General features: G+C 45.8%; 7 protein-coding genes. All 7 read right to left on the bottom strand.

Translation table 11 applies throughout. The features are described 5' to 3' along the window. Nucleotides 1–68: 68 nt before the first annotated feature. On the bottom strand, nt 69–1742 hold the full coding sequence (locus P364_RS0128260) for an ABC transporter substrate-binding protein (protein ID WP_024633390.1): 1674 nt from the start codon (nt 1740–1742) through the stop codon (nt 69–71). A 117-nt stretch (nt 1743–1859) separates the two neighbouring features. Beyond that, nucleotides 1860–3395 (bottom strand): response regulator, encoded by a 1536-nt coding sequence (locus P364_RS0128255; RefSeq protein WP_024633389.1) that lies wholly within the window; start codon nt 3393–3395, stop codon nt 1860–1862. Next, nucleotides 3385–5208: a sensor histidine kinase gene (locus tag P364_RS0128250; protein ID WP_024633388.1), complete on the bottom strand. Its 1824-nt coding sequence runs from the start codon at nt 5206–5208 to the stop codon at nt 3385–3387. The genes P364_RS0128255 and P364_RS0128250 overlap by 11 nt, the downstream gene beginning before the upstream one ends. Before the next feature lie 42 nt (nt 5209–5250). Continuing rightward, on the bottom strand, nt 5251–6777 hold the full coding sequence (locus tag P364_RS0128245) for a response regulator transcription factor (RefSeq protein ID WP_024633387.1): 1527 nt from the start codon (nt 6775–6777) through the stop codon (nt 5251–5253). Between the two features lie 280 nt (nt 6778–7057). Further along, on the bottom strand, nt 7058–7411 hold the full coding sequence (locus P364_RS0128240; protein ID WP_024633386.1) for a VOC family protein: 354 nt from the start codon (nt 7409–7411) through the stop codon (nt 7058–7060). Nucleotides 7412–7674: 263 nt separating this feature from the next. Continuing rightward, nucleotides 7675–8961 (bottom strand): cellulase-like family protein, encoded by a 1287-nt coding sequence (locus P364_RS0128235; protein ID WP_024633385.1) that lies wholly within the window; start codon nt 8959–8961, stop codon nt 7675–7677. Nucleotides 8962–9057: 96 nt separating this feature from the next. After that, the gene (locus tag P364_RS0128230) at nt 9058–12447 is read right to left on the bottom strand and encodes a tetratricopeptide repeat protein (protein WP_029881369.1); all 3390 of its coding nucleotides are present in this window, start codon (nt 12445–12447) and stop codon (nt 9058–9060) included. Nucleotides 12448–12531: the final 84 nt, after the last annotated feature.

Raw genomic sequence — 12531 nt, 5'->3', positions numbered from 1 at the left:
CGCGCCCAGTGACATGTTTCTTTGAAAAATCAGGAAGGAAGTTAACCTTCCTTCCTGACAGCAACTTCTTATTTCACAGACCAGTTATCGATTCTCCACTGCAATACTTCATTGATGCGGCCTTCGAATGCCTTGATATCCAGCTTTTGAATTTCGGAAACGTATTCGCTCCATACACTGCTGAATTCGGATGTGTTGGCCAAAATCGCTTTCGGCAAATATTTGGTTGATAATTCGTTCAGCTTCGTATTGGCGATTTTAGCTGGAGAGCCCTCAACCAGATCGACGGACCAAGCCGGGTAATAGATTGGGTTTTCCGGTGGATCACTGAAGAACTCTATAAAGCTGTTTAATCCATATGCATCCAGAACTTCCTTATCAAACGGTTTCAAGCTGGCCTGATATTCTTCCGGCTGATTGCTTGCTGAAGTGGCGTTGCCATCGCTGAAATAACCTTCCATCTTCGGTGCGGTTCCATAGAAAGCGTCTGCTTTGTTGGCCAGCTTCCAGGCCGCATCCGCAGCATTGTCGCGCTGTTCTTGGGTTTTCATGAAACGACCTTCGTCATTGACGTAATAGTCTTGATCCTGAATGCCCCAAGTGAGCGTCTTTTGCCAATCTTCTTCCATAAGCTTGTCGAGCGCTTTAATGATTTTCACAGGGTCCTTGGCACTTACCGTAATGCCGTAACCATTGTTCAGGTTAAGGGCTGCGCGATCGCGATAGTAGTCCTTCGTGCTGCTGTCGTATACCAGTGGGAAGCCGACGTATGTGCGTTCGATTTTGTCCTGCGTTATCAAAGAATCTTCCGCACTGCCAAAGTTCCAATGCTGGTCGAACATGCCGAGCACTGCGCCGCTGGACAATTTGGCCATGTACTGATCGTAGTTTTGGGCAAAAGCCTCCTTGTCGAGCAAGCCTTGTCCGTTAATTTCATTAAGCTTTTCATAGTATGTTTTGGCATAATCCTTGTCTGCAAAGATCTCTGCCTTGCCGTCGTTTACAACGACACCCCCATCATTCGGATGACCGATCAAATGCTGTGGCGGGTTCAGCAATCCCCAGTTTTTCCAGTCATAGTTCAGCACTTCAAAGCCAATGGTCGGCTTGCCGTCGATAGTAGGATACTTCTCCTTGTATTTCGCGATCAGATCAAAGTATTCGTCCAGTGTTTTTGGTGTTGGATAGCCAAACTCTTTCAACACGGCTTTTTGAATCCAGAAGGCAGGTCCGCTGTAGTAGGTATCTGACACCTCACCATTGTAAGCACCGTAGTTAGGCAAATAATAGATATGTCCATCGTTAGGGTCCTTCATCTGGTTCCAGTATTTCTCGTAATGCTTCTTCAGATTAGGCGCATGTTCCTCGATCAGGTCCTCTAGAGGAATGACCGACCCTGCTGCTGTCAGCTTGGTATCCGCAGAGATCAAATCGGGATAATCTCCTCCGGCAATCATGACGCCGAGCTTTTGGTTTTTGTCGCCGGCCAAAAATTCAAATTTGAATGTAACGCCAAGCTCTTCCTTGATTTTTTTGTAGATTTTGTTGTCAGCAGTTGGCTGTTGTCCGGCCTCGTTCAGGAATACCGAGATTTCTAACGGATTATCAGCCCCAACCTCACTACCTTTACTGCTTTCCTCTCCGCTGCCTGAATTGCCACTTGAGCAACCTGCTAGCACAACGCTCAACGACAATAACAGTGTTGCCCCCATACGGAAAAATGATTTTTTACTGTCCCCCATAAAGCACCTCCAAAGTTTGATCTCACTACATGAAAGCCCTTTCATTTGAATAATTTAATTATAAATTTACATCACTATGGAAACTATATTCGAATTATAGCTCTTTCCGAGAAAAGCTCAGGTTTTCTTGTATTCATTAGGAGACATGCCCATGCGTTTCTCAAATTGTTTTAAAAAATGATGGTAATTGGCGTATCCAACCTGTTCCGAGACCTCGCTATTTTTGTACTGATTCTTCTGAAGCAGCCGACACGCCTCCTCTACCCTCAGGTTATGAAGCAGTTCGTTGAATCCGATTCCATTTTTGCGTATCAACAGTTGCCCTAAATAGGCCGGATGCAGGAAGAAACGTTCCGCCAGCATCTTAATGGTCAATCCCTCCCGGAAATGTACATGAATATAATCGTTGATATCCTGTACAATACCCTGTGCTTCGAAGACGCTTTCTTTAAGCAAAAACTCAAAGCAGACTCTTCCGCACGCTTGCAACATGCCAATTAAATCATCAAAGGTTAACAGTGCTTCATCCAGATCCGGTATTTCGAACAAACGGTAATTCTCTGAATCTTCTGCCATTTGCGCCCTCATATACGCCCGAATTTCATGAAGAAGGTAAATCACAAATTTTCGAGCTTCATCCGGGTGAACCCGCATCTGTCGAAAGGATTGCTCAATAAACTCCACAGCGGACTGGAAGTTGGCGTAATCAATGAGCTGAAGTGCTCCCAGTACTCGCTCGACCAGTTCGACCTGTTTGTTATGCCTTTGAAAATCGTGGTGCTGGAGATCGGCATAATCCATTATGCTGTTCCCTTGCACTTCATAAAAGGCGTGCAGCAGCGCCTTCTCTGCTGTTATTCGAGAGTTGCTGATAAGATGAAGAGAGGATTCGGTTGTGCCAATCGCCATATATGTACGAAAGCCCGCCAGACGGCGAGCCAGTGCTTCTAATTGTTTTCTTAAATTCCCGCTCGTTCTATGCGGTTCGGAGGAAACATCGCCGAACACAATGGACACGAGATCATTTCGCATACGAATGATATAAATGACATGCTGTCCGCTCAGAACCTCTGAAGCAAGACTAATCCAGCGGCCAACCTCTTTCTCGGACACCTGAACCAGGCACACATTCCAGGATCCAGCTGACCGGGACAGGGACTCCATGAGTTGAGTACCTTCTGCAGACAGCACTTTTCCCATCAAAGCCTCCTTCATCGTCAACATTTCCTGCTCTCTCAATGCAATCTGTCCAATATAAAGCTGCTCTTGCTCCTTCATTAGTTCGATGCCCATCATACGAACCTCGGACTTCGCCTGTTCCTCATCCAATGGTTTTAACAGATAACCGGAAACTTTGAATTTAAGCGCTTTTCGCGCAAACTCAAAATCGCTGTACCCCGTAAGAATAATGAACTTGGTCGACCAATTCCCTCGATGTCGCCATTCTTCAATCATTTCTAGTCCATTCATCACTGGCATATGAATATCAACCATAACAAGATCCGGCTTAAGCTCTTCCATTTGTTGCAGCCCTTCCACCCCGTTGCCGCACAATGCGCATACCTCAAAGCCAAGACTTTCCCATGGAATCCACAGCTCCAAACCCTCTAGCGCCCATGGCTCGTCATCAATCAGCAGCACTTTAAATGCCATTGTCCCTACCTCCTTTTGCTCCCTGATACTCTAGCAGTTGTAATGGAATTTCGAAGGATACCTCTGTTCCCTCACCTATTCTGCTCACCAGGTTAAAGCTCACTTTATCGTCATAATACAATTCAAGACGACGATATACGTTGCGTATGCCAATATTACTTCCTCCATCCTCCTCTTTGCTCCGCATATGATACAGAACCTCTTGTAGCCGTTCCTTATCCATGCCTTTACCATTATCGGATACAACAACACGCAAGCGCTCGCTTACTACTTCTGCTTTAATCTTCACATAGCCAAGTCCTTCAATAGCCTGAATTCCATGTTTACAAGCATTCTCGGCCAACTGCTGGATACTCATTTTTGGAATTCTATACTGCCCCGCCTCATCGCTAATTTCAATGTAATATTCAAACTTATCTCGAAAACGGAATTTTTCAATTCCCAGATACATGACCGTGAAACTCATTTCCTCTTCCAGAGTGACCACATCATCCTTCCAATTCAACAGGCGACGAAGCAACTTGGATAGGTCCTTGATAATATCTTTGACATCCGCGTAATTGTTTTTGGTGCTGACCACCAGCAGCGCATTAAGCGTATTGAATAAAAAATGAGGATTCATCTGGCTTTGCAACAAATTTAGCTCAGCGCGAATGCGCTCGGCCTCCTGACTCCGCTGCTGAATTTCAAGCTTGTACACATTATTGATCAAGGAATGGATCTGCGCGGTCATCATATTGAAATTACGAATTAAATGACCTATCTCATCCTGTCCACCATCAATGTTGATCAGATCAAATTTCTCGTTCCCCACCTTTTGCATATGTCTGGACAGACGCTTTACTCGATAATTGTATGAACGCAGCATGACATAGATGAAGATCGAGGTAACCAAAGTAATGATACCGGCCAACATGCCAAAATAAAGCTTCATGGAGAACATCGCTTGTTTGACACGTGTTTCCTGAGGCACGCCGATGAGCTTCCAACCTTTCACATAGCTGGCATTACCAATCGGAACGATATGTAGATCCTTTTCCGCTGTCTTGCTCATATCGAACAACGCATAATCACTGTCTACCTCGCCCTGGTACTTGTCATCTGCAGACACAATAATCTGATTCTTGGCGTTGACCAGATACAGGTCCAGCGAACTTTTCTCTCTCGCAATAACGTCATAGAATCGATTAAGGTAAAAATCAATCCGCACCAGCTTCTCGTAAGAATTGTCTACGTTGTAATAGTCCATTTTTTCAATCACACTAAAATATGATGAGGTCGCCGCGCGATCATTCGCCGCCTGATCGCGATAAGCGAGCACACTCAGTGATTCCCCTGCCTTTTCCCATTGTCTGAACCAAGCACTCGCATACATTGAGCTGTCCAAATAATAATAATCTCCTCCAGACACGATGGTTGGGTTATTCGTGTAGATGCCGATTCGCTGGATCTGGTTGTTCACGGGAATATAAGATGTCACCCTATGGCGAAGCTGTTCATCGAACGTATTATAGAAATCCAGTTGACCATTGTACACACGATCCATGGATTCGGACAACAGCTTGTCCGTGATTAAGGCGTGACTGACAGCGATACCCCCGTCAATCATGGTGTGAATGTCCTTTCTAGCCCGCTCCAGCGATATTTGCAAATTCTGTTCTTCCCGTTCCTTGATCAGCCCTGACATACGATCCATGAACAAATAATTGCTTGCAATAATCGGAAGTAAAATACCGATAACATATATCAGCGTAAACTTGTAGTTCAAAGGAATATCGTTCACGATGCCGCGAAATCGGAATTTCTTAAACATGTCTTCAATCGCCATCCTTCATTCGTTACTTGTCGAGTGGATCTATGGTTGTTTCCGATATGCAGAAGGAGCCATGCCCGTCATGCGCTTGAACTGACTTACAAAATAGTCGGCATTGGGGTACCCTGAGTTGACCGCAACTTCGGCTATGCTGGAACAACTCTGACGCAACAGTTTCTTGGCCTCCTCGATCCGTTTATCATTCAGATATTCCCGAAAAGACTTGCCAGTCTGCTGTTTGAAGGCTTGCCCCAAATAATTGGCATTCATATGAAATTTCTGTGCAAGTTCTTGAAGCTGAAGCTTCTCCCGAAACTCTTGGTTAACATACTGCACCACACGAAAAATGGTGCAGCATTCCTTTTCTCTCCGCTGCTCCTGCAGAGCTCTCAAAGCTTTGAGACTTAATATAAGTGCATATTCCCGAAATGCAGGAAAGGATTCAATGTCGGTTAAGACGCCCAACGTATGTTGTAGCTGCAACACAAACCTCTCCACATCTCCATCCAGCTCCTTCAGTTGCTTGAGAACTCCCATTTCAAGGGCAAGCAATTGCACCCGAACATATTCTATATCCGACGCAGGAAGCCCTGAGTCTGGATTCACCAGCAGTTCATATACCTCTTTCTCCAGTCCATCCTCTTGACCCGTTAAAATGATTTTAAACAGGTTAGTCAAAGCTTTTTGGTTCACAGTCGCCATGCTACCATCCCTTGGCAGATCTTGATCGTAAATAATGCCGCTCCCTATCTGATAACGCTTCCATTTTAGCGCAGAAAATGCTTTTTCATAGGCCGTCCGCATAGCGACTACTCCACCTGAATGATATGCAAATGCCACAATAATTGTTGCTTGACTGGAGTACATCTCAAACAGGGTGCTACCTAACCTCTCAAGCCAACTTAGAGAATCATCCATTCCAGCAGCAAAGACCCCAATTCTTCCTTCAGTATCCATATAAAGTTCGTAGTGCTGAGCGCTAGCAAAACGCTGTACCTGTGACTTGATGTCCTCATGGCAAGCATCTGTTTCAATTAAAAGGCAGGCCATGTTCTCATGGCCCTCCATTTGCATTATACTTTTCACTTCAGCTTGAAGTTCGCTGCTCTCCTCACCCTGAAACAGGCGGTTGAACAAACAGTTTACATATAAAGTACGCTCGTGTTGATGCAATTTCTCTGAGACAAGCTCGTTCTGAATTTTACGACTCATCTGTTCTAATACGTTTTCAATTTCAACCTCATCAATGGGTTTGAGCAAATAATCCTCTACACGCTGTTCCAGCGCTGTTTTCGCATAATCGAAGCGTTCGTATCCGCTTAATATGACAAATCGCGGTGGTTTGGCTAATTTTTGTATAGAACGATCAATCAGTTCAAGTCCGCTCACCGAAGGCATATGAATATCTGTAAACACCAGGTCTGGCTGAAGATCTTCAATAATGGCCCATGCAGCGTTCCCGTTCTCGGCCTCTCCACAAATTTGAAAACCGTATTTGTTCCAATCTACCATTGTTCGCAGACCTTCCAGTACCCATGGCTCATCATCCACCAACACAACATTCATCATTCTTGTTTCCCCCCGTTAATAGTGATGAATAATCTGCTTTTACCTTGGACACAATCATGGATCATTGCACACTGGAAAATGTTTACCTGTAGCTTTATGTACCCATTCGACGATTATTCAGGTTCAATTCTGTCACTGTACACCTCAAGTAGCGACTTTTATATAAGCATAACATCCGTGAAAAGAAAACCAACACTTCAAACCAATTCACAATAATTTTTAAAGAAAATGCTTTAATTTGAAGAGTAACCCGGCTTGAATGCACACCCTGACAACTGATCTAATGTCTATGAGCAAGGATGTTGATCAGCTTACCAAATGGATCGCGGACATAGAATCGACGAACGCCCCAGGGCTCATCCGTAAGATCATATTCTATTGTGTAACCAGCACTTTTCATGCGTTCATACACTACATCAACATCATCGACTTCAATCGAAAGATCAGGTGTAGGTGTATTGGAGCCACCTTGAGTGGCGATACTTATTTGAACGTTCTCCTTTCCTAGTAATCCGTATGTTTCAATCCAGCCATGATTCATCAATAAATCAAGTTCAAGCACGTCCTGGTAAAAGCTTTTTGCTGCTGGAATGTTCTGCGTATTAATATTAGTGACAATTCGTTTTACCCTCATTTTCAGAACCTCGATTCAAATCGTATATTCTTCGCAAGCCCAAAGCCTAATCCTTATTTTACATTATCATCTAGTACCACGTTATTCAATTGGAAACCAAGAAATCGGTTTTGAATAGGTTTTGTAATCCCTATCTTGATTGGGGGGATTCTACATAGAAACGTAAAAGACCATAGCTCGCTGTAATTTATACGGGCGCCAAGGTCTTTTATATTTTGTTATCGATTACATATTTAGTTAAAAACGCTACATCTATTTCTCAGCTATTTCGATTCAAGAATGTATCGATTCCATTTCTGCTGCCAGGCTATATCGTCCCAGAAGGGATGATGCGGCGCACAGTTAGAGCACAGAGTCATTCCCCAGAAGCCAAGAGTCATTCCTTTTCGTACAGCGTACTCTGCAATAAATTTCCCGACAGGCCCTTCCTCAAATCCGGCTAACAGCGGCGTATAACCGACATAACCTTCTCCAATAACGACCGGTAACCCGGAATGAACGGCCCATTCGTGCGCTTCCTCCAAGCGCATATCTGCCTTTTGCAGCATAGCCAGCTTATGTTTACTATAATTGTCGTATAAAAAAAGATCCCATTTATCCGGCTCCACCCAGTCATGCAGATAGAGCAGTCTTAGCCCTACCGGATTGCCTTCCATCCTCCATTCCTGGCCGCGCGGCAGCATATACTCTTTGAATGGAGGCGCATCCTCCCGCAGGATCGATTGGACGAGCATGCCCGGAAAAGGCGCCTGCTCATCATCCAGTCCGGCTGCTTCGGTTAATTCATTCAATACCCCTTTGATATACAGATGGAAATGTGCAACCTGTAAATTTCCCGCTACATAGCATTTGGGATATGCTTCGTTTAATGTATAGCTTGCTGTCATCAGGATATCCGGATGGACCCTTCTGAGATATCTGACAGCCTCTTCAATATACGGCTGCATGGCTTCCACAAGTGCTGGTATATTGGATGGGACAATGCCTTGAGTGATTCCTATGGCGGTCAATTGCCCGAACTCCACCTCATTATGCAGCTCCGCATAGATGATCTGTTCCTCGTATCCTTCCGCTTTTAAATAGCGGATAAGCTGATCCAGGGATTTGGCAATAGCCATAAACCGGTTCTCCGGAGCGATGGCAGCCAGCTCGTCACGCAGTGCGGGAAAGGTCAGGAAGCTGGGGCTCTGTTGATATTCCCACGAAGATAACATGATATAACAACCATGGGCCTTGGCCTGTCTGAACAATTCTAGCAAATGCGCATGCCCGTCCAGCACGGCGCCGCCCCGGCAGTTGTACCAGCGTGTTCGCTGCCCGATCTCTCCAAGGCTGCCAAAGTGTAGCGGGCCTGGCCGCTTGCCTTCCGCCGTGAACAGTAAGAAAGGCATCGCACAGATTCGGATCGTATTGTAGCCTCTCTCCACCGCTTCCTTAAATCTTGCCTCAAGATCGCTGTACGGCTCTCCCGGTAGGGTCATGGTGTACCAGGAGAAATCCCACATAGTGATGGTCAGTTTGCGCGGCAACCTGCCAGGCACGACATCCATTATCATCACACCTTCTTTTTTTGTTTTAGCAATACCGTTTTCTTCCTCTATAAGCCAACCAATGGACAATATCTCATTGATAATGGACTATCAAGGTTAAACTCCTTCGCGCAATTGCCGAGGATACCTTCTATGGACCATCGCCCCTTGATGATTAGGCTCCATTTCGAGAACCAACTCAAGTTCGGTTTCGGCTTCTTCATCACGGCCAAGCCCCAGAAGTCCCAAGCCTCTCATGTACCGGCAATGGATTACATTGCGACGGTTCAGGTCATCTTCAAATACCAGGAAGTCTGGCAAGGATACGGCAAAGTAATCCATTTTGATGTCATCAAACATATGCTTTTCAGCATAATCAATCAGTTTATTGAAACAGCGCTTGGCTTCCTTCGCGTTATGAAGCTTCAACCAAGCTAACCCTTGGTAGAAGATCATCTCTGGCGGCTGATCGTTGTAGAACAACGCACTTGTCGGCTCAGCAAGGCCCTGTGAAGCTATGGTGTAACTGGAGATGGCTTCTGTTTCCCGCTGCAGACCTTCGTAGACCATGCCGAGATAATAATAAATATGATTCTCCTGAGTTCCTTCCAGCTTTCCTTCACCCAAATTCAACGGATAAACTAATGCTTGTTGTAAATGCTGAGCTGCTGCTTCATAATGACCGTTTTGCAGCGCTTGTTTACCAAGCTCGGTATGAGCCAACTTATATTGCCCTGTCACTTTCCCCTCTCCACCTTCCCACGGATGGAAATTGCGCTGAGTTAGGGCAGCAATTGCTTCTTGATAACATTCAGCATTGTTTATCAGGGTTACGTATTCCACATACAGATCATCCCGTTTCTCGACCAGATCTCGCCTCTCTTCAAGGATATGGAGGCGTTCGTCTGCTGACCACGCGAGCTTTTTACGAAGCTGATCCAGTTCGAAGAAAATACGACCATCATCCGGTGCACAGGCAAAGGCCTGTTCAAGCGAAGTCAGAGCTGCTTGGGGATTGTTCTGTTTGTTATAATAGGCCAACCCCAAATTGCGGTGTACAGTTGGATAATCATCTCGCAGTTCACGTGAACGCTCCCAGCTCGCAATCGCCTCGACAGGCCGTTTCTTATCATAATAGAAGTTTCCGAGATAGTAATGAGCCCTGTCGTCCTTCGGATTAGCATGAACAGCACTTTCCAGTAGCTCAAGTTCAAACAACGTGTTCGGGAAACAATAGGTTAGATTAGCCAATTGTCCCTTACGGCGAGCTTCATGAGCATGTTCATGTTGTCCGGTACGTTTATATAATTCTGCGAGTGCATAATGCAGCATGGGATAGACGGATTTTTCCGGGTTCACTATTCTTTCACCTACGGCAATGGCTTCTTCATAGAAACCGCTGTTCATATAGTCTGCGATGACATGCAAATAGTTATGATCATCATTTCTCATCAATCGCTGCAATTCAGACAGAATACCTTGTGCAGCAGCGTTATCCCCTAAAGCTGTATGAGCCAAGGCCAACTCATTATAAGCTCCAAAATCCGCGACATCCAGTTCGATGGTCTCAAGCGCATAGCCTTTTGCTTTATCAATCAGCTCAAGCTTGCGCAGCAAAGCGGCTTTCAGATTACGTGCTTTGTAGTTTCGTGAATTACGGATGAGTGCACGCTCAATCTGCTCCATTGCCTCGGCGTACTGGCCTTTCATGCTGGAAATCTGAGCTAGAGAGAAGTACCCTGCATCCTGCCACGCTGCCGACCATACCGATTTGTGAAAAGCAGTAAAAGCTTCATCCAAACGGCCTTGGCCACGAAGGCCTACTCCCAGCTGATAGTAGGCCTCGCTGTCATATGGGTTCGGATTGCGCCAGGTCAAACGCTCGATTGCTTTGCGGAAATATTGCTCGCTGTCTACATATAATCCACGGCGAATCAGTAGGGTTCCATAAGCTACATTTAATCGGATATCACCGCTATCCCGATTCAAGCCTTCCAGATAGTAGGCTTCGGGCTCAAACGTAGCATGCCGGTATTGCTCCAGATGCTGGCCCGCCAAATACAGCTCTTCGGTCGAACGCAGTTGTTCTGGTGCTGTCAGTGGTCTCGCAGCTTCGGGGACCCGCTCAATATCCGGACGTTTCGGTTGATAGGAAATCAGTAATCTGCCTTCCCTATTTCGGACGGAAAGCTTCAAATCATGCTCCTTCTCCCCGCTTTCCAGCGGTACGACCTTCAGATATGCATCTACCGGGGATAATTTAACGTTCTCTTGCACATACCGGGTTGCTGCTCCGCTCAACTCCACAATGGCATGTTCAAGTGCAGAGGTTGCATATACCCTAATCACTGCCTCTCCGGCTTTAACGTCAACCTCCAGATTGACGGCTGCTTCAATGGAGGCATTTTTTACGACACCTATGTTTTTGTAAGGCATGAAATACTGGCTGAAGGTCTTCTCCTCGTAAGGTTGAAGCCAAGTGAAGTCTGGCTGATTGTCTGTGTACACTCCAGTCATGAGTTCAATGTACGGGCCATCCTCATCCGTCAATTGACGGTCCCACGCCTGACCGAACTCTCCGTTCCCCCAGGTCCACTGTTTCTTGCCGGGAGAAATATGATGATTCGCCACATGCAGCAATCCTGCCTCTACACTGTGATCATATGCACCGACGAAATTATAATCGGATTTGTAAGCCATATACGAAGTCGGAACCGGGATGTTCTTATACCGGGAAATATCTACGCCTTCCGAGTAATCCTGTTTGTAATAGGTTCCGGTAGCGATGGGGAAACGCGAGACATCCCTTTTGCCATGATCAAATACAGCCGTTACGTCTGGAGGAAACACGGATTGCGTATATTCATTAACCGCTACAGCCGGATTTGCCCACCACAGGAAGGTCTGCGGCTCAGATGTCCGGTTGTATAATTGAGCATTGATCTCCAAGTAAGCCTTGTCCGGATAGAGCTTGAAAGCCGCTGTAACTTTCGTTCCGTACATCCGGTCAATCTCACTTACCCATACTGTAGCACTGCCATCTTCCGTTGCTTCGTATTTGTATTCAACCGGACCGAACGTATTCGGGCGGTGATGCTGGGGCCAGTTAAATTCAATTCCCCCGGAGATCCAAGGACCGGCAAGGCCCACCAACGCAGGCTTAATGACGCGGTTATAATAGACGAAGTCATAATTGTTCGTCTTATCAAGCGCGCGGTAGATTCTGCCCCCGATTTCTGGCATGATCTCAATACGGATATATTGATTTTCCAGAATAACCAATTTGTAATTTTTATCATGCTTCACATCCGATATACTCTCAATCACCGGATGCGGATACACACGGCCGGAACTTCCCTGATAGACTCTTTTCTCCAGAAACATAGGATTGGGGTCAGCTTTACCCGCCTCATATGTAGGTATCAACACGTTTGTTTCCCACACTTGAACCTGACTGGATCCGGTTGGTTTCTCCTCCAGCGTACGATCCACAGCCTCATGCTTCATGTTAGAATGGCCTCCCTTATCTTGATAGTTATACTGTATCTTCTGGCAAGAAAGGTTCCAATTGACGAAATACGGGAAGTGATG

The organism is Paenibacillus sp. MAEPY2 (assembly GCF_000499205.1).
Classification (GTDB): domain Bacteria; phylum Bacillota; class Bacilli; order Paenibacillales; family Paenibacillaceae; genus Paenibacillus; species Paenibacillus vandeheii.
This window is presented reverse-complemented; position numbering and strand designations above follow the sequence as displayed.

Excerpts from the sequence above, each read along its gene's own strand:
- P364_RS0128260 (WP_024633390.1), bottom strand. The coding sequence starts at position 1,742 with ATGGGGGACAGTAAAAAATCATTTTTCCGTATGGGGGCAACACTGTTA.
- P364_RS0128240 (WP_024633386.1), bottom strand. The coding sequence starts at position 7,411 with ATGAGGGTAAAACGAATTGTCACTAATATTAATACGCAGAACATTCCA.
- P364_RS0128245 (WP_024633387.1), bottom strand. The coding sequence starts at position 6,777 with ATGATGAATGTTGTGTTGGTGGATGATGAGCCATGGGTACTGGAAGGT.
- P364_RS0128230 (WP_029881369.1), bottom strand. The coding sequence starts at position 12,447 with ATGAAGCATGAGGCTGTGGATCGTACGCTGGAGGAGAAACCAACCGGA.
- P364_RS0128250 (WP_024633388.1), bottom strand. The coding sequence starts at position 5,208 with ATGTTTAAGAAATTCCGATTTCGCGGCATCGTGAACGATATTCCTTTG.
- P364_RS0128235 (WP_024633385.1), bottom strand. The coding sequence starts at position 8,961 with ATGGATGTCGTGCCTGGCAGGTTGCCGCGCAAACTGACCATCACTATG.
- P364_RS0128255 (WP_024633389.1), bottom strand. The coding sequence starts at position 3,395 with ATGGCATTTAAAGTGCTGCTGATTGATGACGAGCCATGGGCGCTAGAG.